Source organism: Pontibacter sp. SGAir0037 (assembly GCF_005491705.1).
Lineage (GTDB): Bacteria > Bacteroidota > Bacteroidia > Cytophagales > Hymenobacteraceae > Pontibacter.
The window spans coordinates 2,179,956-2,204,731 of the sequence record NZ_CP028092.1; the positions used below are offsets into that span (position 1 = coordinate 2,179,956).

The 24,776-nt window shown below is 46.9% G+C and carries 22 protein-coding genes; 8 read left to right on the forward strand and 14 right to left on the reverse strand.

The window, feature by feature from the left end:
* Positions 1-63: 63 nt before the first annotated feature.
* The 3 genes from C1N53_RS08820 (at position 64) to C1N53_RS08830 (ending at position 3,204) form a co-directional block, all read left to right on the forward strand.
* A complete protein-coding gene (locus C1N53_RS08820) occupies positions 64-1,155 on the forward strand; it encodes a glycoside hydrolase family 43 protein (protein WP_137758950.1) in 1,092 nt (363 codons plus the stop codon).
* A gap of 457 nt (positions 1,156-1,612) precedes the next feature.
* Positions 1,613-2,617, forward strand: a complete 1,005-nt coding sequence (locus C1N53_RS08825) for a ScyD/ScyE family protein (RefSeq protein ID WP_137758951.1) — start codon at positions 1,613-1,615, stop codon at positions 2,615-2,617.
* Between the two features lie 113 nt (positions 2,618-2,730).
* On the forward strand, positions 2,731-3,204 hold the full coding sequence (locus C1N53_RS08830; RefSeq protein WP_137758952.1) for a hypothetical protein: 474 nt from the start codon (positions 2,731-2,733) through the stop codon (positions 3,202-3,204).
* 154 nt (positions 3,205-3,358) lie between these two features.
* Here the strand turns inward: C1N53_RS08830 and C1N53_RS08835 are convergent, their stop codons facing one another.
* Positions 3,359-3,550, reverse strand: coding sequence for a cold-shock protein (locus C1N53_RS08835; RefSeq protein WP_137758953.1), 192 nt, complete (start codon positions 3,548-3,550; stop codon positions 3,359-3,361).
* 564 nt (positions 3,551-4,114) lie between these two features.
* On the opposite strand from C1N53_RS08835, the gene C1N53_RS08840 reads away from it, so the two are divergent.
* Positions 4,115-5,236 (forward strand): acyl-CoA desaturase, encoded by a 1,122-nt coding sequence (locus C1N53_RS08840; protein WP_137758954.1) that lies wholly within the window; start codon positions 4,115-4,117, stop codon positions 5,234-5,236.
* 113 nt (positions 5,237-5,349) lie between these two features.
* On the opposite strand, the gene C1N53_RS08845 is transcribed toward C1N53_RS08840, so the two are convergent.
* Both C1N53_RS08845 and C1N53_RS08850 read right to left on the reverse strand, forming a co-directional pair.
* On the reverse strand, positions 5,350-5,883 hold the full coding sequence (locus tag C1N53_RS08845) for a YceI family protein (protein WP_137758955.1): 534 nt from the start codon (positions 5,881-5,883) through the stop codon (positions 5,350-5,352).
* A gap of 84 nt (positions 5,884-5,967) precedes the next feature.
* Entirely contained in the window at positions 5,968-6,570 is a 603-nt protein-coding gene (locus C1N53_RS08850) for a TetR/AcrR family transcriptional regulator (RefSeq protein WP_137758956.1), read from the reverse strand.
* A 198-nt stretch (positions 6,571-6,768) separates the two neighbouring features.
* On the opposite strand from C1N53_RS08850, the gene C1N53_RS08855 reads away from it, so the two are divergent.
* On the forward strand, positions 6,769-7,632 hold the full coding sequence (locus C1N53_RS08855) for an SDR family oxidoreductase (RefSeq protein ID WP_137758957.1): 864 nt from the start codon (positions 6,769-6,771) through the stop codon (positions 7,630-7,632).
* A gap of 91 nt (positions 7,633-7,723) precedes the next feature.
* Here the strand turns inward: C1N53_RS08855 and C1N53_RS08860 are convergent, their stop codons facing one another.
* The 8 genes from C1N53_RS08860 to C1N53_RS08895 all read right to left on the reverse strand — a co-directional run bounded on the left by C1N53_RS08860 (position 7,724) and on the right by C1N53_RS08895 (position 17,010).
* Entirely contained in the window at positions 7,724-8,905 is a 1,182-nt protein-coding gene (locus C1N53_RS08860) for a beta-lactamase family protein (RefSeq protein ID WP_240773438.1), read from the reverse strand.
* 206 nt (positions 8,906-9,111) lie between these two features.
* Positions 9,112-9,483, reverse strand: coding sequence for a GTPase (locus tag C1N53_RS08865; RefSeq protein ID WP_137758959.1), 372 nt, complete (start codon positions 9,481-9,483; stop codon positions 9,112-9,114).
* 38 nt (positions 9,484-9,521) lie between these two features.
* A complete protein-coding gene (locus tag C1N53_RS08870) occupies positions 9,522-12,467 on the reverse strand; it encodes a DEAD/DEAH box helicase (protein ID WP_137758960.1) in 2,946 nt (981 codons plus the stop codon).
* A gap of 46 nt (positions 12,468-12,513) precedes the next feature.
* Positions 12,514-14,724 (reverse strand): acylase, encoded by a 2,211-nt coding sequence (locus C1N53_RS08875; protein ID WP_137758961.1) that lies wholly within the window; start codon positions 14,722-14,724, stop codon positions 12,514-12,516.
* Between the two features lie 97 nt (positions 14,725-14,821).
* Entirely contained in the window at positions 14,822-15,934 is a 1,113-nt protein-coding gene (locus C1N53_RS08880; protein ID WP_137758962.1) for an acyl-CoA desaturase, read from the reverse strand.
* A 29-nt stretch (positions 15,935-15,963) separates the two neighbouring features.
* On the reverse strand, positions 15,964-16,422 hold the full coding sequence (locus tag C1N53_RS08885; RefSeq protein ID WP_137758963.1) for a cold-shock protein: 459 nt from the start codon (positions 16,420-16,422) through the stop codon (positions 15,964-15,966).
* Positions 16,423-16,480: 58 nt separating this feature from the next.
* The gene (locus C1N53_RS08890) at positions 16,481-16,708 is read right to left on the reverse strand and encodes a hypothetical protein (RefSeq protein WP_137758964.1); all 228 of its coding nucleotides are present in this window, start codon (positions 16,706-16,708) and stop codon (positions 16,481-16,483) included.
* Positions 16,709-16,818: 110 nt separating this feature from the next.
* Complete coding sequence (locus tag C1N53_RS08895; protein ID WP_137758965.1) at positions 16,819-17,010, reverse strand: cold-shock protein; 192 nt, start codon at positions 17,008-17,010, stop codon at positions 16,819-16,821.
* A 300-nt stretch (positions 17,011-17,310) separates the two neighbouring features.
* On the opposite strand from C1N53_RS08895, the gene C1N53_RS08900 reads away from it, so the two are divergent.
* Positions 17,311-18,681, forward strand: coding sequence for a hypothetical protein (locus C1N53_RS08900; protein ID WP_137758966.1), 1,371 nt, complete (start codon positions 17,311-17,313; stop codon positions 18,679-18,681).
* 33 nt (positions 18,682-18,714) lie between these two features.
* Here C1N53_RS08900 and C1N53_RS08905 read toward each other — a convergent pair whose 3' ends face one another.
* Together C1N53_RS08905 and C1N53_RS08910 are read right to left on the reverse strand one after the other, a co-directional pair.
* The gene (locus tag C1N53_RS08905) at positions 18,715-19,470 is read right to left on the reverse strand and encodes an SDR family NAD(P)-dependent oxidoreductase (RefSeq protein WP_137758967.1); all 756 of its coding nucleotides are present in this window, start codon (positions 19,468-19,470) and stop codon (positions 18,715-18,717) included.
* Positions 19,471-19,549: 79 nt separating this feature from the next.
* The gene (locus C1N53_RS08910; RefSeq protein WP_137758968.1) at positions 19,550-19,951 is read right to left on the reverse strand and encodes a DUF983 domain-containing protein; all 402 of its coding nucleotides are present in this window, start codon (positions 19,949-19,951) and stop codon (positions 19,550-19,552) included.
* A 398-nt stretch (positions 19,952-20,349) separates the two neighbouring features.
* Here C1N53_RS08910 and C1N53_RS08915 point away from each other — a divergent pair, with 398 nt between their 5' ends.
* Positions 20,350-21,267, forward strand: coding sequence for an NmrA family NAD(P)-binding protein (locus C1N53_RS08915; RefSeq protein WP_137758969.1), 918 nt, complete (start codon positions 20,350-20,352; stop codon positions 21,265-21,267).
* 184 nt (positions 21,268-21,451) lie between these two features.
* On the opposite strand, the gene C1N53_RS08920 is transcribed toward C1N53_RS08915, so the two are convergent.
* Positions 21,452-21,997, reverse strand: a complete 546-nt coding sequence (locus tag C1N53_RS08920) for a YceI family protein (protein ID WP_137758970.1) — start codon at positions 21,995-21,997, stop codon at positions 21,452-21,454.
* Positions 21,998-22,716: 719 nt separating this feature from the next.
* On the opposite strand from C1N53_RS08920, the gene C1N53_RS08925 reads away from it, so the two are divergent.
* Complete coding sequence (locus tag C1N53_RS08925) at positions 22,717-24,531, forward strand: long-chain fatty acid--CoA ligase (RefSeq protein WP_206077634.1); 1,815 nt, start codon at positions 22,717-22,719, stop codon at positions 24,529-24,531.
* Positions 24,532-24,776 lie beyond the last annotated feature (245 nt).

The window sequence follows — 24,776 nt, forward strand, 5'->3', positions numbered from 1 at the left end:
CAATCAACTTACTTGAATGGTGGAAATTTTTATATATTAGATGGTTGTAATAATGTTGTAACTATGAAGCCTATCTTAATCATCCTACTGCTTATCTCCTTTACAGGAGCTTTTGCGCAAACCAATAAAAAACCTGCCCCCAAAGATCCAGCTGCAAAACAACAGCTCAAAATTGAAGAAGGTAAAGATGTCTGGATGATGACTTACTTCCGCCAACGATACCCTACCCGTATAGAGATCGATGAGAACGGGAACACAGTAGAGGTACCTTTGCCAGATCCTATGCAGATTGAAAAAATGCACATAGCTCTGTCCACGGATGGCCGCCATTGGACTCCCCTGAACGACAACAAGCCTGTGTGGGAGCAGCAAATGCGTGATCCTTATGTTCGACGAGGCCCTGATGGACTTTGGCGCATCCTGGCAACCGGCGGTGGAATGGGAAAAGACAGGGAGAAGGTAGGGCCAAGCTGCCTGTATGCAACTTCCCGGGACCTGATCCATTGGAAGGTTGAAGGGGGCCTGCCCTTGATGAAAGATGCACGGGATGAGTCGGGAGCCTTAGCCAGAAATATATGGGCACCCGAATGGTTCTACGACGCTAAAACAGACGAGTACATCCTGCTCTGGTCTTCTTCATTTGAGGATGCGGGTTGGAAAGAAAGCAGGCTCTGGTACTGCAAAACCCGGGACTGGAAAACATTTACACCTGCGAAGGTACTTTTTGCTCCCTCCTACTCCGTGATAGACGGAACATTGCTGGAGCATGAGGGTACGTATTACCTGTATCACAAAGAAGAAGAATTTGGTGCCAGGACTGGTGAAAGAAGAGCCATCCGTGTGGCTACATCCGAAAATCTTTTGGGGCCATACAATATTATAGAAGGACATTTAAACGAAGGGCAGATTGTCCCTGTGATTACGGAAGGGCCAACAGCCATGAAAGACCCGGTTAAACCTGGCTGGTTACTGCTGTACGACTATTGCATGACGAACCGCTTTGGTGCTTCTTATTCGCAAGACCTCCTTCACTGGAACGTTGAAGAAAATGTTAGTTTTCCTTCTGAGGCCCGACACGGCTGTGTTTCGGTTTTAACTGCTGCGGAAGCCAGGGCACTGATAAAAGCTTATCCGATTAAGCCATCAAATAAATAATGCGTCTGTAAAAAAATTAACCTGCTCTACTGCTTAGTCTCCTCCGTCGCAGCTTTAAAAGCAACCGGGCAGATCTGCTATGGTTCAGCGGCAGCTCAGTAAAACAGCTGCCGCTGTAAAGCTCTTCCTTGCATAGTTACCACCATTAAAATCCCTACCCACCAAACCATAACTTTCTATTTATAAGTTAATTAACCTCAATTTTAAAGAGTTCACCCATTAATTTCAGCACTTGGCTAAATTATATGTTTTATATATTTTATTAAACAAGTAAATAACTAATTTAATGTTGTAGAACGCTTACCAAAATAGTCTTTCCCAAGCCTTTAATCTTTTAGACAACTTCCACCGGCTGTCAAGGATTGCTCTTACTTATAATCCTGCTCTTTGCTGTCACGGCGAACACCCTACCTTCTTTCTTTAGTTAAACTATTTTTTTATCTAAAAACTTCAAATCATGACTTCAAAACAAATTTCTCTCCTTTGCCTGTTTGCGCTGCTGCTAACTGCTGGCTGCAAAGACGATGATTTTAAGGGAATAATCTTTGACCCTGTTCAACTACACGCAACCGACTTTGCCAACGGATTAAATTCGCCTATAGGGATGAGCGTGGATGACAGCGGGCGCTTGTGGGTAACCGAAGCCGGAACAGGAAACAGCGACGGCAGCGTATCTGTGATCACAAAAAATGGCACCGTACACCAGGTTATTACCGGCTTTAGCTCCTTCACTTCTGCTGAGAGCCCTGGTGCTGAAGGCTTAAGCCACCTGCTTTACAAAGAGGGCAAACTTTATATTCTGCATGGATTTTCTGGTATGCTTTATATTGCTGATGTTGCCGCTTATAAACCTGGCGACCCGGTGATGCAGGCAAGTACCCTGCCCAGCGAAGATATCGGCACGTACGTCAGAAGCCTGAACCTGACCGATCCGATCAACTCCAATATCTACAACCTGACCTTTGGCCCCGGCGGGCATCTTTATATAGTAGATGCTGGTGCTAATGCTATCATTAAACGCGACAGGAACAGTAAGGTGCTAAGCTTGTTTGCCAGGATTCCGAATGTTAGCCCTACAACAGATGCTGTGCCCACCGGTATTGTATATGATGGAAAAAAATTCCTGGTATCTACTTTAACCGGATTTCCTTTTGCCAGCGGTGCGGCAAAAATATTCCGGGTTAGCCAGGAAGGGAATGTCAGCGAGTTCAAAAGCGGCTTCACCACACTCACAGACATTGTATTGACACCAAAAAACAACCCTTTGGTTACGCAGTTCGCGGATTTCTCCCTCACCACAACTCCTCCGGGCTTTAATCCGGTGTCGGGGCGCGTAGCAAATGAAGCCGGCGCTTACCTGATTGAGGGCCTGAACATGCCTACAGATATAGAACGAAGCGGTACCACAACGTACTATGTGCTCAGCTATGGGCTTGGAAAAGTTCAGAAGCTAACTTATTAACTGCGCCGGAGATAATGGGGTAAAGGGCGGCTCTGAGCACCAGTACGCTTGCCCTGCTACCTTCTCCTCCGTAAGATTAACTTATTTGTGAATAGAGTTATAGAAATGCATGTATGCGCAAAAAAATAGTTACGCGGGAGCAGCAAACAGCCCTTCCTGCTGAGCAGGTTTGGTTAGACCTGGAACAACTTGCCCGGGTAGAACTCACATCGGAGCATGATGCATATCCTATCGAATCCGCTTTTAAAGGAGTTGAAGGCGGATGGAGAGCGGCACAGCCGGGGGAGCAAACGGTAAGAATAGTATTTGATGAGCCGCAAAACATCCGTCGCATTCAACTTCATTTTGATGAGAAGGAGCAGGAACGAACACAGGAGTTTTTACTCAGGTGGATATCCTCGGGAGATAAAGAGCCTAAAGAGATAATAAGACAGCACTATAACTTTAGTCCTCCTCATACTGTTGAGGAACGGGAAGAATATACTGTAAACCTGCAGGCTGTAAGTGTGCTCGAACTTTACATTGTGCCGGATATCAGCGGCAAAAGCATTTGTGCTTCAGTTGCTCAGATAAAGCTGGCATCATAACTCAATTATTTGATCACTTAGCATACGTTACTAATATACGTTTAGTATGACAAAGCGCTGTAGCTATAAATGCTGTTAATATTACCAGGATCAGCCACATAAAAAAAGCCTTACAAACTGTAAGGCTTTCCCTGTTAAAGCATATATGATAAAGCTATGCACGCATCACATTTACTGCGTTCAGCCCTTTTCTTCCTTCTTCCAGGTCAAAGGTTACTTCGTCGTTTTGATGTATATCATGCACCAGTCCTGATACGTGTACGAAATACTCCTGATCTGAATTTGCTTCTTTGATGAACCCGAACCCTTTCAGGTCATTAAAGAATTTTACTGTTCCGTTATTCATGTTGTTTGTTTATGTATTATACCCCTTCTACATAATACCTGCACTATATGTTCATTATTTTTTCCAATAATACATTATTATTTTACAAATACCTTCTCAAAGCCTTTAAAGGCATATAATCCTCTGAATTAATTTGCAGCCTCAATTTAAAGATTACACTCATTGAAGTAACCCTGTCTGTTAAAGCACCTGCTTAAACTGAGAATAAAATGCAAACTTTAAACTTTAATGCAGCTACTCCTGTTCTATAACTGGAACGACTCTGGTCTTGTTATTACATTTTTTCTCCTGCCCGAATCCTTCTGGTGATGCTGTTGCGCTAAAATTTAACCTGTAAAAGAATAAGAAGCATAATGTGTGCAACAGTACAGGAAAAGGCTGACACAGGGTTCTGACAGCATCCATCTCATTTTACAATACCTCCTGCTTGGCTTTATAGAACAAATAGCACTTTCCGCCAGGCATTCTTAAATTCTGATTTATGTTTTTGCAGTGACTGAGGCTCTGGGATTACAACATCAAGAAGTTGCATCTACTATTACTCCCTCAGCTAAAAAAACCATCATGTCACAAAATTTAAAGTTCATCAATACCACCCAGTCTGCCTTCTTTGCCACGGTCCGGAAGCGGGTAGACTCTTATTTCAAAGAGCAGGGCATTTCCAAGAATGGAAACGTAAGGATTTGGGTGAAGGCAGCTTTCTTCCTTTTAAGCTTCTTTACGCTATATTTCTTCATCCTTTCCGGCTCCTTCAGTGCCTGGGCAACACTCGGCATGGCAGCAGCTTTGGGGGCATTTGCAGCCTTTATTGGCTTTAACATTTGCCACGACGCCATACATGGCTCTTTCTCCGGGAACAGCAAAATTAACAGAGTCCTTAGCTATCTCTTTTATCTTATCGGAGCTAATCCATACCTCTGGAATATCTCACATAACATTGTACACCATACTTTTACAAACATACCGGGCCACGATGAAGACATTGAGGTTGCCCCGGGTTTGATACGCTTAGATGAAAGCGAGAAAGTGAACAGGGTGCAACGTTACCAACACCTGTATGCTTTCTGGTTATATGGCTTGGCCTCCCTGTCCTGGGTGTTGCGGAAAGACTATGTAAAATTCTTTCAGAAGCAGATTGGGCAGCACACAAAAAGCCATCCTAAAAGAGAGTACTTCAACCTGTTCTTCTATAAGATACTGCATTACTTCCTGTTTATAGGCCTGCCTCTGCTGTTGCTGAACCTTAACTGGTGGCAGGCTGCGCTGGGGTTCCTGGTAATGCATCTGGCCGAAGGTATGGTAATGGGACTTGTCTTTCAGCTGGCTCACGTGGTGGAGGGTACTGCGTTCCCTCTTCCAAACAACCAGGGCAATGTGGAGGAGGCCTGGGCGGATCATCAGATGCGGACTACTGCCAATTTTGCTCCTCAAAGCTCTCTGGCCAGCTTCCTGCTCGGAGGCTTGAACAGGCAGATTGAGCATCACCTCTTCCCGAAGGTCAGCCATGTGCACTATCCTGCAATTTCTGTTATTGTAAAGCAAACGGCTCAGGAGTTTAACCTGCCATACCTGGAAAGCAAAAGTTTCTGGACTGCTATACAGTCTCACTACAAGGTGCTCAAAAAATTAGGAAAAGAGGCATACGAAAAGCAGACTGCTGGCATTGCCGCAATAAACCCTGCTTAATTCTTGTTTTTTATCGACACCTTTTACCAGTCACCATTTCCTGAAAGTACTTAAAAAAAAGGCTGCCCGACACTTTATGCCCGGGCAGCCTCTTTTTTTAAGCACTGGATAAACTAGGCCTGCTTTACCAGCTGCACTTCACCCTGAATCTTCAGTTCTTCGCCCAGCATGACACCACCTGTCTCAAGCGCTGCATTGTAGTTTATTCCCCAGTCTTTTCGGTTAATTTTACCACTGATAGAGAAACCAGCTTTCACATTGCCCCAAGGGTCTGTCGCGACACCATTGTTCTCTACCGTAAGCTTCACAGGTTTGGTAGTTTCCTTTATTGTAAGATCTCCGAACAGGTTGAAAGTGTCGTCGTCTACTTTTTCCACTTTCGTAGAAACAAACTTCATATTCGGGTGGTTTTCCACACCAAAGAAGTCGGCGTTACGCAGGTGCTCATCGCGCTGCGCATTACTTGTATCAATAGAGGCCGGGTTAATATTTGCCACTACTTTTGCACCAGCGAAATCTTCTCCGGCTGTTTCAGCCTCTACATCAAACTGTGTGAACTTACCTGTTACGTTGGAAATCATCAGGTGCTTAATTTTAAAGCCAAGTTCGCTGTGGGATAGGTCCAGTGACCATTTAGTTGTTGACATTGTTATGTATGCTAAAGTTAAAGTTATATGAAAAAATTAATAATGTTATATTTTCTAACACTGTTAGGTATAATGCAAAAAAAATTATGCCTTCATACTTGAGATAAAGCCACGTATAAAATCTTTCAGCACCATCTGGTTCATGTCTTCTCTGCCTTCCTCTGCTCCCATCATGTTAATAGATACTAGCCCGTGCAACATAGACCAGAAGGTGTGCAGCTTCAGAAACGGATCGGTATCGGGGCTGTTACCGGAAGCAATCAGTCCGTGAATAGGCTCCAGCACCAACTCGCTAAAAGTTGCCAGTTCGTTTATCTGGTTCACCTTTTCACAGGAAGGAATGCCTAACCCGTACATCACCTGGTAATAAGCCTTTTGACTGAAAGCGAATTTCCAATATGCATCTGCCATTGCCTCCACCTGCTTTTCGTAGCTGCCTGCACCTGCTTTTGCTTTAATCAGTTCCTGGTTCAGATGCTGAAAACCCTGCTTGGTTAACTCGAGCAGAATAGCTTCTTTATTAGCGAAATGATCATATATCACAGGAACGCTGTACTCAATTACCTCCGCAATTTTGCGAATAGAAAGCGCCTGCCACCCATCCTGTACGACAAGCTCCCAAGCTGCCTCCAGAATAGAAGAGCGTAGCTCCTCTTTGTGCCGTTTCTTTCTTTCTGCTATTCCCATTTTATATCTGTTAAATTACCTAACAGTGTTAACAAAAGTAAGAGTTCATTTTGAAATAACAAAGCTTAGTAGTATCATGCACCATATTTAATGCTGCCAGAGGCTGCTGCCTTTGTTGCAATATTTTATACTCATCCTTGGCGTAGTTAGCGAACTACGCGTAAAAACTTAACATTTAAACCAAAGCATTTTATTCGTATGCAAATAGCCATTACAGGAGCTACGGGGCAACTGGGCCGTCTCGTGGTTGAAAAGCTGAAAGAAAAAACATCCTCTGAGCACATTGTTGCGCTTGTTCGCTCACCTCAGAAAGCTGCTGACCTGGGTGTGGAAGCCAGGGAAGCTGACTACAACAAACTTGAAACACTTCACCGGGCACTGGCCAGCATAAATACATTACTCCTGATTTCAGGAAGTGAAGTGGGGCAACGTGCTGTACAGCATCAAAATGTTATAGATGCGGCAAAACAGGCTGGTGTGAAACGAATCGTTTATACAAGCATTCTACATGCAGATACTTCTTCCATCAGCCTAGCAGAAGAACATCGCGCCACAGAAGCTGCCCTGAAGAATTCTGGCATTCCCTATACTATACTTCGTAATAGTTGGTATACAGAAAATTACACAGGTTCCATTCCGGGAGCACTTGCGGGTGGTGCCTTTATGGGTAGCGCAGGCGAAGGCAAAATTTCTTCGGCTACCCGGTTAGATTTTGCGGAGGCCGCTGTTGCTGTTTTGACCACGGAAGGACACGAAGGAAAGACATATGAACTGGCCGGAGATGAAGCCTATACCCTCAGCGAACTGGCTGCGGAAGTTTCCCGCCAGACAGGTACTACAATTCCTTACAAGAACTTGTCAGAGACTGATTATGCTGCTGCACTCACGGGCTTTGGCTTACCCGAAGGATTGGCGCAGGCGATTGCCGGATGGGATGCCGCCGCATCGGAAGGCAACCTGTTCGATGACAGCCATCAGCTCTCGGCACTCCTCAACAGGCCTACCACGCCCTTATCTGTTGCCGTAGCTGATGCCCTTCAATCAAATGCAAAAGCAGAGTAATTTTTAGTATCTCGTTCTGATCTGCTACAGGATACAACACAAAAAAGCCATCCCGTTTTTTCGGGATGGCTTTTAACATTGAAGCTGTTCCTTAAAGCTGCGCACTGGCTACTTTAGCCGGCTTTGTGTCTTTAATGGTTGCTGTGTCGGGCTGGATGGGATACAGGAACCGCTGCACATCTTTTAGGTACTGCAGGCTGCCGTTTGGCAGATTACTCAATACAATTAGGGCGCTATGGTCTTTTTTATTGCGCATGAGGTATGTAGTATACCCATGCCACAGTCCACCGTGGTATACCACGCTGTCGCCACTTTCCAGGGCTTTAATTCTCCACCCGAACCCGTAGTCTTCGGTTTTCTTTTTTTCTGTACGGGAGCCTTTAAATGCCTCTTCAAGAGTTTCCCGCTTAACCAGTTTCTGGGTATACAATGCCTGGTCCCATTTGTAAAGATCTTCTACAGTAGAGTATACGCCCTTATCTCCGAGCACCGTATCTAAATAGTCGGTGGTTCTTTTCTGCCTGCCACGGGTATGGCCGGTAGCAAATTTTCCCATATAAGCAGTCAGATCATCGCTAAAAGTAAAAGTATGCTTCATATCCAGCCGCTCAAAAATGCGCTCCCGCAAAAAAGTAGAAAAGGGCATCCCGGAAGCCTCGTCCACAATAGCCGCTAACAGGCAGTAGCCTGTATTGCTGTAATCGAAGCGTGTGTTGGGAGTGTAAAAAATCTTTGGCTGGTGTTGAACCATCAGATGCACCACATCCTGGTTGGTTAAAGGCTTCTTCCGGTCCGGCCACAGCTCATCGCTGAAATAGGTATAGTTTGGCAGCCCGGATCGATGGGTAAGCAGTTGCCGTATGGTAACGCCTTTATAGGGGAAATCAGGCAAATACTGCTGCACACTATCATCATACTGGAGCTTCCCCTGCTCTTTCAGCATCATAATGGCCATTGCCGTAAACTGTTTCGACACAGAGGCCAGCTGAAAGGCAGTTTCGGTGCTGAGGGAATCCTTGCGGTAGAAATCTGCATAACCAAAAGCCCCCTTATAGATCACTTGGTCATACTTTGTCACCAGCACGGTACCGTTAAAGCCTTTTCTCTTGTGCAGGTGAGTGAAAATTGAATCGAGCTGCTGCCCCATTTTCCGGGCACTGGCCTCTGTAAATGAAGCAGGTATGTCAACCTTCTCTCTATCGTCGCCTCTTCTCCAGAAGGAGAAACTACTCTGGCCTTCTTCTTCGGAACCGGAGCAGGAAACTAAAAACAAACTGAATAAGGATGCTGTTAGGCACCGCACTAATGGAAATTGTACTTTTAAAAAGGTCATACCTGAAAACCAACACGAGAAACAGTAGCAAATATAATTTACATTACCCTCCATTCTCAAACTGTTCACTAAAAAATGAGCCTGGCCAATCAGTAATTTATCAGATGCTTCCAGAGCGCTTCATGCTGATTTTACCGGCACGACCTTTACAACTGGTAGCCTGCCTTTGCAAGGACTTGGTCGAGCCGAAGCATCAGCTGTTTCAGACTTTTCAGTTCGTTCAGTTCCTCTGCCTCCAACAGTAACTGCAGGGAGCCATCAGAGGCATGCAGGCCCACCAGCGGGTAATGGTTATGGATGTGTGAAAATTTCCAATCGTTCTTATAGATGAATTCTACCCGGAGCGGAAGCTGTCGGAGGAAGGCTGCCCATTCCTGTTTTATGGTAAAGTTACCGTAGGTGAGCGCGCAAAGGCTACAGGCATAGGTGGCGGGTGAAATGATTTTATGTGCAAAATCGGTCATTTTGTTAAATAAACCCGTCTCGGCATTGTAAACGAAAAGCAGTTTCGGCTCCATACATCTTCTAACTTATAATATTTGCTGCACCACTCTTATCAGGGCTTTGTCAGGCCCAGCCAATCCTGTTTACTAAAGTTTCTGAAAACACGATCATCAGATTGTACCAGGTTGGAGGCAAGTTTGGCTTTGTTTTTCTGCATGATCAGGATCTTCTCCTCCACTGTGTCGGGGCAAACCAGGCGCGCGGCTATAACGTTCTTCTGCTGCCCGATACGGTAACTGCGGTCGATGGCCTGGTTTTCGACCGCCGGATTCCACCACGGGTCCACAATAAACACATAGTCGGCGGCCGTTAAGTTAAGACCAGTGCCGCCTGCTTTCAGGCTGATCAGGAATACCCTTGTTGCATCATCCTCCTGGAACCGGCTCACTACTTCTCCCCGGTTCCGGGTGCTGCCCGTCAGGTAAGCATGTTTGATCTCTTCCTTTACCAGCTCCTTTCTGATCAGGTCTAGCATCGACACAAACTGCGAGAACACCAGTATCTTATGTGTTTTGGAAACAGCCCGTACCTGCTCCAGCAGCATTTCTATTTTGGCCGAAGATTCACTGTAAAGCCCATCCTCCCCCAGCAGCAGCGGCGAATTACATATCTGCCGTAACCTGGTAATGCCTGCCAGCACATGCACCGATTGCTTTGGAAGTTCTTCTTCTGTACTGGCCGAAATAAATTCCCGGAACTCTTTTTCGTATGCATCATAAATCTTGCGCTGCTCCGGCCCCATTTCGCAGTATAAAATTACTTCTGTTTTTTCGGGTAATTCCGTAGCTACTTCCTGCTTTGTTCTTCGCAGTATAAACGGACTGATCCTGGCTTGTAAGGCGGCGGAACTGCGCCTGTCTTTGAATTTATCTATCGGTATGGCATAGGTGTTCCGAAAGAAGTTTCTGGAGCCCAACAGGCCGGGACAGGCAAAGGAAAGCTGGGCATAGATATCAAAGGTATTGTTTTCGAGCGGTGTACCCGAAAGTACTATCCTGTTCCGTGACTGAAGCAGACGTGCTGCCTTGTATCGCTGTGAGGCAATGTTTTTGATATTTTGGGACTCATCCAGGAAAACATAATGGAACCGGTACTGGCGCAGGAAGCTTATATCTGAAACAAGGGTACCATAGGTAGTCATAACCACATCGTAGGAATCGAACGAGTCGGCGGTTTTAGCCCGGTCGGCACCATGTAAAACATACAGCTTAAGGCCTGGTGCAAACCTACCGATTTCAGCTTTCCAGTTATAGAGGAGCGATGTTGGCACCACCAGCAGATGGGCTCCTTTTTCTGGCCTGCCTTTTAACAGCAGCATGAAAGCGATTACCTGCACCGATTTCCCCAGCCCCATATCATCGGCCAGGCAACCCCCAAAGCCTGCGTTATCTAAAAAGTGTAGCCAGCTTAAGCCCTGCAGCTGGTACGGGCGGAGCGTTGTCTGCAGTTCTTCAGGTGCCGGAACGGCCGGTATGGTTTTTACATCTGAGAGCAGTCTGCTGTAATACGCCACCTCCTGTCTTACCTGCTCATCGAGCATGTGCTGCTCGTAAAGCTCGGCAAGTACAGTGTAGTTTGTTTTAGGTATTTTTAGAGTGTCCTCTTCTATGGTACCCGCTGCAAAATAGCTTTCGAATTTCCGGAGCCATTCTTCCGGTAAAATGCCAAGCGAACCGTCGCCCAGCTCAACGTACTTGCTCTTGTCTTTAACTGCACGGTGCAATTGCGTTAAAGAAGCTTTCTTTTTACCGTAGCGAACAGCCACTTCTGCATTAAACCAGTTCAGGCCACTTGCCACCTGTATATGAATGCGTGCTTTGTGCTGGTTCAGCTTATTTCCTTTAAGTTCGTTAAAGCCCAATACCTTTATGCCCTGCCGGTCCCAGGCGTCGAAGGCATTTAAAAACCAGTTCTCGTCCAGAAAGCAGTTCTTATGCAGGTAAAAGTAGGGCAGTGGGCTTTCGAGTTGTTCCATAAAATCGGGGTGCTGCACCAGAAACAAAGTCATAAGCGCATCCTCCGCCTCCTTGTTCCGCTCTACACCCAGTAATTCGCCGGTATGGTCCTGGATAAAAAGCGGCTTGGTAGAAAGTACAGACACTTCCTTGTCGCGGTAACGCAGCACAGGGTTCAGCATCACATAGTCCTCCATATCCGACAGATAGATCAGCCGCTCCGGCTCTTCGTTAAACCCCGCCTGCTGTAACTGCGATTTGCTGGCTGGCCGCAGGTAAGTATGTTCTATGGGTACATCGTCCTCCATCTGGGACAGCACTTCCACGTTAAACCTCAGAAATTCGTCGGGAGGCAGCACAATGTCATGCTGTTGTTTTCTGAAGTAGCCAATGGAATCCATCAGGTTCTGCTTCTCACTAAAGTACCAGAGGTTGTCCAGTACCAGGAAGTAATCAAACTTTAACTGAATGCGGCTTAAAGGACAAAAAGATCCGTTAATTTTTACGGCTCCTTTTACAGTATAGAAGTCTTCGTCTAAACTTACCTGTATCTTGAAATCGATGGCCGGCTGACTTACCTGAACCGGAAAAATGGACCGGCTGGTAATTTTTTCAGAAATACTGCTATCGTGCAGGTAAAAAGCATAGTTAAAAGGGTTGTTCACCAACGACTGCAGGGCCATAAAATCTGTGGCAGATTTTTCGTAAAAATTCTGCAGCTTCATAATGGCGGTGTAAAACTTCAGTTCCTCCGGTTGCTGCGTCTGCCAGGCAAGTTCGATCGGGTTCAGAATGGTAATCGGGTTCTTCAGCTCGCCCGCATGGCTTACCTGCACCTCGGCCAACTGGGCACTAAACAGGTTATAGTACCTGTGCTTGCCTATCACAATTATAACCTGCTTCTCCGATGGCTGCGCAATTGGTTTACTTTGTACAGAAAGGAAGTGTTTGAAAGCCGCCTCACCCGTATTGTTTCTCCGTGTGAATCCTTCGTAAGCTGTCACCTTCCCCGAAGGTTCATAAGCAGTATCGTGCTGTTCCATGTGATGATAAACTTCCAACCGGCCTCCTAAAGCTGCACCTGCAAAATTACTCCGCTCGCTTTTCCCCAGGGTGGTAAGTTGCTTTAGCTCGTTTCTCTACATCCTCGCGGTAGTAGGCGACATCCTTAAAGGCAACGTCCGCATACCGCTGGGCCTGGTCGTCGAAATGCGGTGAGTCCGGGTTACCGCTTTGTCCGCCGGCCAGCATGCTTTTTGCTTTCACTTTCTCGCCGAACTCGACTACCGCTACAAAGCTGTTGCCGGAGGTGCCGTAAAGCCGTTTGGTATCGTACGCACTAGCGCCATACGAAGCCAGTGCCCCCCAATTTCCGGATGCCATGCCTATCGGCAGGCTCGGCAGGTTATCATTGAAAGGCTGCTTAATTTCACCGTTGATGCGCTGATAACGGTTTATTTCTCCCCAGGGAGTATTCCACTGGCCAAAGTCTTTCTCCAGTTGGCTGACTGTCTGGGCAAAAATATCCAGCCGCTCTTTGGCAGGCGCTGTAGCTGCATAGTACCGGAACCGCTCCATCAGGTTAAGGCCATTGGGCGCACTGCCGCTTTTCAGTAGGGTGGTTGCATAAAAATGAGCCAGCGACATGGCCACCGATTCTTTAGAAACAGCAAAATCCCATTTGCGCATTACCTCCACGGCCTCCTTCAGTTTCGGATCACGGGTGCCTTGCTGATCATATGCCTTTACCAGCCCCGGTATCAGCACCTCAAATCCGGGCAGGTAAGGATCGTAGGCAAGCTGTATCAGCTTATCAAGCGTCAGGTTATCGGCTTTCTCCAGCAGTCGGATGGCATGCACGCCACGAAAGTTTTCAGGAGACTGCGACATGTAAACCGGGTAATCCTGCGGTTTCGGACTATAGGCTCCTGCACTTGTAAAAGGTGTGGAATTGCAGTTCTGAATCCAGCCGTTCGGCGGGTTGATAACACGTATGGTTTCTTCCAGAGAATGTAATCCCTGCCAGTCGGTTTTCGGGTTACTTCCATCCACGGGTTTGGTATAGTTAAAAGAAGTATCGCGTATCGGAAAGAAGTTACCATGGTAATAAGCAATGTTGCCATCTGCATCGGCATACACGGTTCCGTTAGACGAGTTGGTGCGCAGCTGCATCATTTCATTAAACTCTTTCAGATTGCTTTTCTTGGTCCGGGTGTAGGACTGCGTCAGGGCTTCCACCGGCTTCCACATCAGGGCCGTTGCCACCCATTTATCTCCATTCTGATGCGTAATAGGCCCGTGGTGGGTTCTGAACGTCGTAAAAGTCTTCTGCTTCAGTTCATCTCCATCTTTGTAAGCCAGCGTTACTTCAGCAGTGGCAACAGGTCTTTTTTCATCTCCGTAGCGGTAATAGAACTTGCCATTTTCTTTGATAACCGTCTCTTCAAATTCATCTATTACATCGGCATAAGCGGATGTATGCATCCAGCCGGTTTTTTCGTTAAAGCCCTGGTAAATAAAGAACTGACCCCAGGTAACGGCTCCGTAAGCATTCAAGCCTTCTTCACTGACAGCATGCACTTCTCCTCTGAAGAAAAAAGAGGTATGCGGATTAATGAGCAGCATAGCATTACCCGATGCCGTGTGCTTACCTGAAATGGTAAAGCCGTTCGATCCCTTAGGCTCCTCGAGCAAGGCCGGGTGCACAAGGCCATCGCCGTGCTTGTTCAGTCCAAGCGATTTGTTTTCTTCATAGAAAGCCTTTATCCTTTTAGTGGAAACACTTTCGATATCACCGCCGATAGAACCTTCGCTGAAGTACATCGGCATCCAGGGTTCGAAACGGGTAAGTAGTTTGGGCTTAACCTCCGGATGGGTATAGAGGTAGTAGTTAATGCCGTCGGCAAAGGCACGGCAAAGCGCCTTCAGCCACTCCGGGCTTTCCTCGTAGTGCTGCATGGCCTCTTCCTGCGACATATATAACCTGGCGCGCAGGTCGCTATAAAGCATTTCCTCTCCTTCTACCTCTGCCAGCCTGCCGATAGCCCAGGTATAGTTACGCTCTACTCTGTTAAAATCATCTTCGCACTGTGCATACAACAGTCCGAAAACAGCATCGGCATCTGATTTACCGTACACATGCGGCACACCGAAATCATCGCGTATAATGGTAACCCGGGAAGCCTGCTCCTCCCATTTTTTCACCTCGGAGCCGGTGGTTGTTTTTTCTGCCACCGAACAGGAGAAAAGCAGGGCAACAAAAAGAAGTATTTGGCTGGTAGTCTTTACAATGTATTTCATGAGTTCTCTTAAAGAAACAGAAGAACTCCCAATTTAAGCAGTTTTGCTAAAAAATACACTTTAAAGTATACTCCGAAACAGAAAAGGCAGCTTTGCCTTACCCGATTGCTTCGTTCAGGCCGGGCAGCCTGCCGAAACGGTGCAAGGTGGCAATATGAGAGCGTAAGGCATCGCCAAAGGTCTTATTCTCCATATAAGGGATGTTGAACTCAGCGGCTGTTTCTCTCACAATTTCAGAAATGGCAGGATAATGCACATGGCAGACCTTGGGGAAAAGGTGGTGCTCGATCTGATAATTCAGCCCCCCCACATACCAGGACAACCACTTATTGTTACGTGAAAAGTTTACTGTGGTGTGCAGCTGGTGTATGGCCCAGTCGTTTTCGATATTCCCGTTGCTATCCGGCCTCGGATGGCTGGTACCCTCTACCGTATGCGCCAGCTGAAAAATAACTGTCAGCACGATGCCTGCCACAAAATGCATAAGCAGGAAGCCCGCCAGAACCTCCAGAAACGGGATGCCATATACAAGGGTAGGTACAACCAGAATTACAGAAAAGTACACCAGCTTCATCAGGATCAGCTTCAGCAACATCACCTGGTTTTTTTCTTTGGAATTCGGGTTCACGCCTTTCCTGATAAACAGGAAGTACTGCACAAAATCTTTGGCCAGCACCCAGTACAGCGTTAGTAAACCATAGAACAGAAACGCATATACCCACTGCAGCTGATGATAAAACCTGATAGATGTATGCGGCGAAAACCGGAGCACCAGCCTGTCCTGTATGTCTTCGTCCATATCAACTACATTGGTATAGGTATGATGCAGAATATTATGCTGCAGCTTCCAGTTAAAAGCGGAGCCGCCCACCAGGTTCAGTGTGTGGCCCATCCAGCTGTTAACGGCCTGGTTAGAAGAGTAGGCGCCATGGTTGGCATCGTGCATCACGCTCATCCCTATACCAGCTACGCCAAGTCCCATCATAAACCATAAGAACAGGCTCAGAGGTAAACCAGGCGTAAAACTTAGTAACAGCATAAAAGGCAGAATATAACATGCTAGCAGAGCTACACTCTTAACTACCATTTTGGCGTTGGCATTCCGGGAGATTTGGTTCTCTTTAAAATAAGCGTCCACTCTTCTGCGGAGCGTAAGGAAAAACAAGTTCCTGTCTTTGCTTACAAATTTTATTCTACCATCGGGTTTCATATTTTCTGGAATAGGTGTTGGTATCGTCTTTAGCTGGCAAGCTTCACATTTACTGCATTCAGGCCTTTTAACCCTTTTTCCACTTCAAAGCTTACTTTGTCGTTTTCTTTAATTGGTCCGCTCAGAGCGTTCTGATGCACGAAAATGCTTTCCTGGCTTACATGGTCTTTAATAAAACCATAGCCTTTGGAGGTGTTAAAGAAGGTAACAGTTCCCTTTCTGATCAGGGTGGCAGGATCAACGGGCTCTTGCCGCGATACACCGATCTGAATTTCAGACTGGTCTACTACTTTCTTTTTCTTGTTCGGATCAGGAGGAGTAGAAGAGATATTTCCGAATTCATCTACATAAGCCAGCATCTCGTCCAGGTCTTTGCCGTTTCTGGAGCTGGTCTTACGCTCTTCTTTTTTCTGTTCTTTGTCCTGCCTTTTCTTCAGCTTTTTCTTTTCTTTTTCTTTTTTACTAAAAGTTTCCTGTGATCTTCCCATAAAGTTGTTTTAAATTAAATGTAGCTTTTGCTCTTTTTCAAAGGTTGAGAACCTTTATTTAGTATCGAAACAAGAAGTTTGTACCGTTACGTATCCACTTCTCAAAGAAGGTATTATCATTAAATTCGCCTGATACTAGTTCAGAGTCGGTGAATTCTTTAACAGAGCGGGATGTCATAAAACGCTGAAGCGAGTCCTGGTTGGTGGGAGACCAATCTTTACCTTTCTGTAACGCTACACACAGGTATTCACGTGTGGTGGTATCTACTATATATTTTCTATTCATACAAAGTGGTTATGTTGAGCAGGTATGGCTGTTTAGCACATTATTACCTGTAAAAAAACAGAAAAGCCTTACAGGTGTAAGGCTTTTCTGTTATGACTTATATATGAAAACTAAGCACGTTTAACATTAACCGCGTTTAGTCCTTTTCTTCCTTCTTGTAAGTCAAAAGTTACCTCGTCATTTTCTCTGATTTCATTTACAAGGCCAGATACGTGTACGAAGTACTCCTGATCTGAATTTGCTTCTTTGATAAACCCGAACCCTTTCAGGTCATTAAAGAATTTTACTGTTCCTTTATTCATGTTGATTTGTTAATTATATACCTACTACATATTTGAAGGCATATACGTTCATATTTTTTTTCAATTTACAATTAAAAGTTTACAATTCCTGCTTCTGCCACTATTATATTTTTAAGTTCATCTAATAAGCGTACTTGCTCCGGTTATAATGATAGGGAACCGCCAAAAGATTGGCAAATAACCCGTGTCATCTGCAAAATTCCGGAATGGCACCTACCCGGGCAGCTTATCTGCCGTAAAATGCTGATGCACCTTCCAAGTTAAATTAACATGTGCAGTTCTTCTGCTTCCTATATAATTATGACTGTGAAAAAAATCTTACTCAGCACTTTATTTGCACTGCTCACTGCCTTGCCGCTTGCCGCTCAGCATGAGCACCATCATAACCAGCAGCAAATGCCCGATAGCACAGCCCAACACCAGGGCCACCGCATGAATAACCAGCACGATAGCATGCAGATGCCCATGACACATGCTTTTTCACGCAACCTGCCCATGACTCGCAATGCCTCCGGTACCGGCTGGCTGCCGGATGAATCGCCTATGTACGGCCATATGTACCACCGGAGCGACTGGATGTTTATGCTGCACTACAACCTGTTCCTGCGGTATAATAACCAGGATATTTTTAAAGGAGGAAACAGAGGCGACAGCCAGTTTGATGCGCCCAACTGGTTTATGCTGATGGGGCAGCGCTTCGTAGGCAAACGAGGCTTGTTTCGATTCAGTGGTATGATCTCCCTGGACCCGCTTACTGTAGGTGCCAATGGGTACCCCCTGCTCTTCCAGACCGGGGAAACCTATAACAATGCTCCCTTAATAGACCGCCAGCACCCGCACGACCTGTTCAGCGAGCTATCGGTAGGATACACGCATATGCTTTCTAAAGAGGCGGATGTTTTTGTTTACCTGGGATATCCGGGAGAACCCGCTCTCAGTAATGTGGCTTTCATGCACCGGCCTTCCGCACTCAATAACCCTGATTCACCACTGGGACACCACTGGCAGGACGCCACACACATAACTTTCGGAGTTGCGACACTGGGCTTCCGCTACCGGAATCTAAAGCTCGAAGGTTCTACATTTACAGGAAGAGAACCAGACGAGCAGCGCTACGACTTCGATAAGCCTCGCTTCGACTCCAGAACGGTTCGCCTTACCTATAACCCTACCGCCAACTGGAGTCTGCAGGCATCGCACGCTTACGTTAAGGGCCCGGAGGTAAGCGAGCCGGATGAAGATGTATACCGCACCACTGCTTCGGCTCTGTACGGCAGAAAACTGCCAGGCGATAACCGCTTCCTGACCACTACCCTGAACTGGGGATTTAACTACGTCGATCCTCATCATAAAGAGCATTCTGTCCTGCTGGAGTCGAACCTGCAAAACAGCCGATTTGCAGTTTACGGCAGGTATGAGTGGCTACAGAAATCTGCTGATGAGCTTGGCTTTGGCGAAGACTTCTTCGGGCACGACACTATATTCGGAATTCATGCCCTAACGGTGGGCGCAAACAGGCAGCTGGCACAGGCAGGCTCCGTTAATTTTCACCTGGGGGCCCAGGCAAGCATATTCAGAAGTGATACAGCGCTGCATCCTTATTATGGCGACCTCCCTGTAAGCGCTCAGGTATACCTGCGGGTATTTCCCAACATCATGGTTCCCAGGTAGCGGGCAAAACGTTGGCAGTAGCTCTTGGCAGGTTTAATAAGGAGAAGGGCTGACTGAGGTCCAGCCCCCATCTATGATCAGGGTTTGCCCTGTAATATGCCGTGCCTCCTCCGACACCAGGAACAGGCCGGCATTGGCGATATCGGCCACACTGGCCGGTTTTCCCATTGGGGTCAGCTGCGACCAGGTACTTTCGTATGTTGCGTCTTCCTGGGTTCGCTCTGTTAAGGTTGCGCCCGGAGCAATGGTGTTTACGTTAATTTTATAGGCAGAAACTTCTATAACTAAATTACGGGCGAGCATTTCTATAGCGGCCTTACTCATGCCGTAGGCCGCCAGGTTCTTGTGAGCCTGGTGGCCAGTAACAGAAGAAGTAAACAATAAGCTGCCCCCCGATGGCTGTTGCTTCATCTGGTTAGCCGCCGCCTGCGCCAGGAAGAATGTACCGCCCAGGTTTACCTGCATCACCCGGTTAAAGGCCTCTGGTGTATAGGTAAAGAAATCGCCGAACAAAGTAATGCCTGCATTGGCTATTACAATGTCCAGCTGCCCGAATCTTTCCACAGCAGTACTAACCAGTTGCCGGGTAAAAGCGACATCACTGGCATCTCCGGGCATAGCCAGGCAACAGCCGTCTGCCCCAATCTCAGCGGCTGCACTTTCTGCCAATGCCTCATCCTGGTCGTTGAGGATTACTTTTGCTCCGGAAAGCACAAGCATGCGGGCCATCTCCAGCCCAATTCCCTGGCCTGCACCAGTTACTACAGCCACTTTATCTTTTAGTGTCATCGGGGTGAATTTGTGAATGAGATGAAAGGCGAATCTCCTGCTTTAGCATAAGCTGGTTTTACAGACCTTAACCTGGCTGCTAGCGATGCATCTTTTTGGGTATTTCATTGCAGGGTCCTTCGTAGCGTACAAACAGGTATATCCAGATAATTCTGGAAAGCCTGAAAATAACAGGCAGCAGCCCGATCACCACAAGGCCCACTACGCCTATCATCATACCCATGGTTACCTCTTCTACAACCTGGTACAGCAGAAACAAGCAAATCAGGAATATGCCAACATTAAAAGCAAAGCTTACATACATAGCCCCATAGTAAAAGCCAACTTCCGGCTCATACGTCTGTCCGCAGCAGGGGCAGTCAGGATGCATGTCGGCAAATTTGCGCGTGTACAAGGTGCCTTTCGGAAACATTTCCCCTTCCCGGCACCTGGGGCACCTGCCAGTGGCTATACTATATAACAGTGAATTTTTCTGACTCATGATATTGCTGTTCTTATGAAGACAAAGGTCTCTCTTCCGGTCTGGGTGTATACGGGACAGAAACGACAAATTACTGCAATTGCAGCAGCGCTTAAAGGTACTTAAAATTATATCACCGGTAAATCATTTATAAACGAATGCTTCCTATACTTTAGAAAGAGTTGTTTTTCAGGTTCTTTTAAAAACAGGAAAGGGCTTGCTTTGGAACAATTTAAAACCAGCAAACATATATCTTTTAGACGGAGTGGTTGCGGACTTAGCTTTAGCCTGTTTCGTATGTCAGAAGCTCCGGCATAAGCAGATGTGTAAGCCGGTTACAACAATTTCAGCCATTTTTAATTTTGCTTAAACATTATCCGCTATCTGCCAGTTAAGTTTAGAAAATCAGCAGACATAAAATGGCGCTACAAACACCTACCAATGCAGCAGATGCTACTATTGTTTTAGCCGGGGCTACCGGAGATTTAGGAGGCAGAATAGCGGCCTCTCTTTTAGCAAGAGGTGTCAGGCCCCTGCTGCTGGTCAGGCCGGGCAGCAAAAGCAGCAAACTTAATTCATTCCGCGAGCAGGGCGCTACAATTTTTGTAACGGACTTTAAAAGCGTTTCAGAACTGGCAAAAGCGTGTGCCGGCGCTACCTGTGTGGTTTCCGCTTTATCCGGCCTGGAAGAGGTGATCCTGGAAACGCAGCGCATCCTGCTGCTTGCAGCCGTAGAAGCCGGGGTGCCAAGGTTTATTCCTTCCGATTTTTCGATCGATTTCACAAAAATACCGGCAGGCACCAACCGGAACCTGGATCTGCGCCGGGAATTCGGCGAGCGACTGGACAAGGCACCTATCAGGGCAACCTCTATCCTCAACGGCATGTTTGCCGACCTGCTCACCGGGCAAGCCCCGGTTGTGCTGTTTCCGCTTAAAAAGGTAGTGTACTGGGGAGATGCAAATCAGCTACTGGATTATACCACTATACAGGATACTGCAGCCTATACAGCCGCTGCGGCACTGGATGCCGAAACGCCACGATACCTCCGTATTGCCGGCGACACGTTACATGCAAATGGCTTATGCGAAGCAGCCAGCAAGGCTACCGGAAACGAGTTCAGCTTATTGCGTGCAGGAGGACTTGGCAGGTTAGATGCACTTATTAAGTTTACCCGTACGGTTTTTCCGCAGCGAAAAGAAGTTTTTCCGGCCTGGCAGGGCATGCAGTACCTTCGGAATATGTACAGCGGGCATGGTAAGCTGGAGCCGCTCGACAACAACCGCTATCCGGCTATGCACTGGACTTCGGTACAGGAAGTGCTGCAGAATAGATAGTACCGGCATGGAAGCAGCCTAAGCTTTTAGCAGTGGCCGCCGCGGCAGCAAAAAATCAGGTTTATTTGGTGTGATTGGGAGGAGAAGGTACGGATGAGGTGGAAAGCATTTCCTGTTGGTACAAAGCCCGCTACACAAGTCCTACAGCTGCCGGTGCCAACAGGAAACGTATAAGCCAGCAGGTTTACGCCAGGCTCGTTTCCTCCTGCACCAACTGAATATTGGCTACCAGTTTAATGTCTTCGCCCAATACCATTCCCCCTGTTTTAGACAATGGGTTAAAGGTAAGGCCGAATTCCCAGCGGCTTATGCGACCACTTACTTCAAAACCTGCTTTTGTATTTCCTTCGATATCCGTTGCAAAACCACCAAACTCGGCATCCAGCTCTACCGGCTTAGTAATGCCTTTTATCGTGAGCAAACCGAACAGGTGGTACTGATCATCGTGTACCTTGGTGAAAGAAGTGGACTGAAAGCTGATGTGCGGGAAATTTCCAGCATCGAAAAAGTCTGCCGACCGCAGGTGATTATCCCTTGCCTCCAGGTTGGTGTCCACGCTGCTTACATCCAGCGAAAAATGTATCTCTGCATCGTTGAAACTGCCGTTCGGCGTGGTGGCTCCACCACTAAAGTTCTTGAACGAACCTGTTACAGTAGAGATAACCAGGTACTTTACTTTAAACTGTACTTCTGAGTGCATCGGGTCTATAACCCATTTTGTTTTGTCCATGGCAATTGTGTCATAAATGGTGAAGGAAGCAAGATTGCCGCTTAAGGCAACAACTTCCGGAATAAAATCCAGGAGAGCAGTGTATACCCGAAGAAAAAGAGCCTGAATCTCTCCCGGCCCCTCTCGCTTTACAAGATCATACTCGGGTGTTTAACCCTGCTCCGGAGGCAGCTCAGCCTTCCTGTTTGTTTCAGGCCAAGCGCCCTAAGCATATACCGGATTCATCCTTTGCGCTGCAAAATCAGAACGTATACATGCTCCTATTTAACTAACGTCTAAACATTCTTCTTACTATGGGAAAAGAGCAATAATTGTATGCAGGCGGACAGCTGAAGTGCCTTCCGCTTTCACTTGCAACCATCGAAGGTGTGTTATACCCCTACGCCTTATCCTATAACAATTAACTTCACAAGCTGTTTATAATTATTAAAACGTGGCGCACAATTAGCAGGTTGCTGTTACCTGCTGCACATCGATGTTTTAACATACATTTTTAAAAAATAAAGCAGATCAATTTTTAGCGGAGAAGCCTTACAGGCAGAGGCACCAGCCTGCACCTGCTTCAGCCCTTAATTCCGGCTTTAAAAATTGCCTTTCAGCCTCACCGATATTTTAAACAGCCATAGCAGAAGCTGAATCTAAGTAGTAGCTTTGCAGCCTGAAAACAGCTGCCATGTTTGCCCGTAAATGCACAGCAGGGAAAATAGCAGAGATGACCGATGAGAAATGAAAATATGGTATCCATAAAAGAGCCGAAGCGCCTGTTTGATTGTCTTGCTTATCAATTAGAACACACCCCTTTGCCGGACATGCTTTCTTCCAAAGAAAACGGCGAATGGCGAAAGTACAGCACCCGCGAAGTGAGCGAAAAGGTAAACCAGATCAGCGCAGCCTTATTGCAGCTGGGCGTCTCGCGGGGCGACGGTACCATAGAAGGCAGAGATAAAATTGCTATCATCAGCCAGAACTGCCCGGAATGGATGATGGTGGACATGGCTATTCAGCAGATCGGCGCTGTTTCGGTGCCTGTTTATCCGAACATCAACACCAATGAGCTACAGTTTATCCTGCAGGATGCCCGTGTAAAAATGGTGTTTGCAGGCGACGAAGCTCTTTACCAGAAGCTCAGCAGCATCCGGATGGCACTGCCGGCTCTGGAGATGATTTATACCTTTAAGCCAGTAGCAGGGGCTCCTAACTGGCAGGAATTACTGCCCCAACTCACCCCGCACACGGAAAAGCAGGTCAGGCAGTACCGCGACCTGATCCGGGAAAACGACCTGGCCACTATTCTGTACACCTCCGGCACCACGGGTATTCCCAAAGGTGTTATGCTATCGCATTATAACATTATCAGCAACGTGTTCAGCAGTTCGCTAATTATCCAGGAGATCGGGGTGCGCGGCAAAAGGGCCATCAGCTTTCTGCCACTGAACCATGCTTTTGAACGCATGGCTACCTATTGCTTCTTTTACTGCGGTGTTTCCATTTACTATGCCGAAAGCATGGATAAGATAGCTGAGAACCTGCGGGAAGTGAAACCAACCCTTTTCACGACTGTTCCGCGGCTGCTGGAGAAAGTTTATGAGAGTATTCTGGCCAAAGGAGCCGAGCTGACAGGTGTTAAAAGAAAGCTTTTCTTCTGGGCCCTGCAACTGGCCGAACAATATGAGATAAACCAGCCTTTAAGCACCAGCTATAAATTACAGCTGGCCTTGGCCAATAAACTTATCTTTAGTAAGTGGCGCGAAGCACTCGGGGGCGAGGTAAAAGCTATTATTACCGGGGCGGCAGCCTGCCAGGTGCGCCTGCTGAAAGTTTTTACCGCTGCCCGCATTGTGATTCAGGAAGGCTATGGCTTAACAGAGGCCTCTCCTATTATCAGCGGAAACCGCTACAGCGAACAGAACAGAATGTTCGGCACTGTGGGGCCGCTGCTACAGAACGTAGAGGTAAAAATTGCGGATGACGGCGAGATCCTGTGCAAAGGACCGAACGTAATGATGGGCTATTTTAAACGCTCCGACCTGACAGCCGAGGTGATGGAGGGCGAGTGGCTGCGTACAGGCGACATCGGCACGATGGTAGACGGCAAATTCCTGAAGATAACAGACCGCAAGAAAGAGCTGTTCAAGACCAGCGGCGGGAAATACGTAGCGCCTCAGCCTATCGAAAATAAGATGGTGGAAAGCCGCTGGATAGAACAGATTATGGTTGTAGGCGAACTGCAGAAATTTGTGGGCGCACTTATCGTACCTGCCTTTCATGCGTTGCAGGAATGGTACGCCAAGCAGGGAATCAGCTACCCCGGCGACCAGGCCGTGGTGAAAGACCAGCAGGTAAGGGCTTTAATTAAAGAGGCTGTAAACCAGTACAACCAGTACTTTAACCACGTGGAACAGGTAAAGAAATTTGTCCTGATGCCTTCGCAGTGGACAATTGAGGGTGGCGAATTAACCCCTACCCTTAAGCTGAAGCGAAAAGCCATTGTAGCTAAATACGAAAATCTGATCGGTTCTATGTACGGAGCATAGCCTGCTCAGAAAAGGAGCAGGTTCATTGCAAAGGCCATAGCCATGTTACACAGGAAAGGCAACAGGAACAATGTCATTTCTTCATAAAAATGAACTCATTTCCTATAGTTGAGGTATAGTTGAATACTACAACAGGTTGAGGACAGTTGCAGATACTGATCCGGCAGCGTATCCTAAACAACAGGACCAGCAAGCCCGGCGGCCAGGCTTCAACTGCAAATCTTTAAACTCCTGAAACAGGGTTT

Bases quoted from the DNA above. Each gene is read 5' to 3' on its own strand.
- C1N53_RS08910 (WP_137758968.1), bottom strand. From the start codon at position 19,951: ATGAGTCAGAAAAATTCACTGTTATATAGTATAGCCACTGGCAGGTGC.
- C1N53_RS08870 (WP_137758960.1), bottom strand. From the start codon at position 12,467: ATGGAACAGCACGATACTGCTTATGAACCTTCGGGGAAGGTGACAGCT.
- C1N53_RS08905 (WP_137758967.1), bottom strand. From the start codon at position 19,470: ATGACACTAAAAGATAAAGTGGCTGTAGTAACTGGTGCAGGCCAGGGA.
- C1N53_RS08895 (WP_137758965.1), bottom strand. From the start codon at position 17,010: ATGAATAAAGGAACAGTAAAATTCTTTAATGACCTGAAAGGGTTCGGG.
- C1N53_RS08820 (WP_137758950.1), top strand. From the start codon at position 64: ATGAAGCCTATCTTAATCATCCTACTGCTTATCTCCTTTACAGGAGCT.
- C1N53_RS08825 (WP_137758951.1), top strand. From the start codon at position 1,613: ATGACTTCAAAACAAATTTCTCTCCTTTGCCTGTTTGCGCTGCTGCTA.
- C1N53_RS08915 (WP_137758969.1), top strand. From the start codon at position 20,350: ATGGCGCTACAAACACCTACCAATGCAGCAGATGCTACTATTGTTTTA.
- C1N53_RS08840 (WP_137758954.1), top strand. From the start codon at position 4,115: ATGTCACAAAATTTAAAGTTCATCAATACCACCCAGTCTGCCTTCTTT.
- C1N53_RS08835 (WP_137758953.1), bottom strand. From the start codon at position 3,550: ATGAATAACGGAACAGTAAAATTCTTTAATGACCTGAAAGGGTTCGGG.
- C1N53_RS08885 (WP_137758963.1), bottom strand. From the start codon at position 16,422: ATGGGAAGATCACAGGAAACTTTTAGTAAAAAAGAAAAAGAAAAGAAA.
- C1N53_RS08890 (WP_137758964.1), bottom strand. From the start codon at position 16,708: ATGAATAGAAAATATATAGTAGATACCACCACACGTGAATACCTGTGT.
- C1N53_RS08845 (WP_137758955.1), bottom strand. From the start codon at position 5,883: ATGTCAACAACTAAATGGTCACTGGACCTATCCCACAGCGAACTTGGC.
- C1N53_RS08925 (WP_206077634.1), top strand. From the start codon at position 22,717: ATGAGAAATGAAAATATGGTATCCATAAAAGAGCCGAAGCGCCTGTTT.
- C1N53_RS08850 (WP_137758956.1), bottom strand. From the start codon at position 6,570: ATGGGAATAGCAGAAAGAAAGAAACGGCACAAAGAGGAGCTACGCTCT.
- C1N53_RS08830 (WP_137758952.1), top strand. From the start codon at position 2,731: ATGCGCAAAAAAATAGTTACGCGGGAGCAGCAAACAGCCCTTCCTGCT.
- C1N53_RS08865 (WP_137758959.1), bottom strand. From the start codon at position 9,483: ATGGAGCCGAAACTGCTTTTCGTTTACAATGCCGAGACGGGTTTATTT.
- C1N53_RS08880 (WP_137758962.1), bottom strand. From the start codon at position 15,934: ATGAAACCCGATGGTAGAATAAAATTTGTAAGCAAAGACAGGAACTTG.
- C1N53_RS08920 (WP_137758970.1), bottom strand. From the start codon at position 21,997: ATGGACAAAACAAAATGGGTTATAGACCCGATGCACTCAGAAGTACAG.
- C1N53_RS08875 (WP_137758961.1), bottom strand. From the start codon at position 14,724: ATGAAATACATTGTAAAGACTACCAGCCAAATACTTCTTTTTGTTGCC.
- C1N53_RS08900 (WP_137758966.1), top strand. From the start codon at position 17,311: ATGACTGTGAAAAAAATCTTACTCAGCACTTTATTTGCACTGCTCACT.
- C1N53_RS08855 (WP_137758957.1), top strand. From the start codon at position 6,769: ATGCAAATAGCCATTACAGGAGCTACGGGGCAACTGGGCCGTCTCGTG.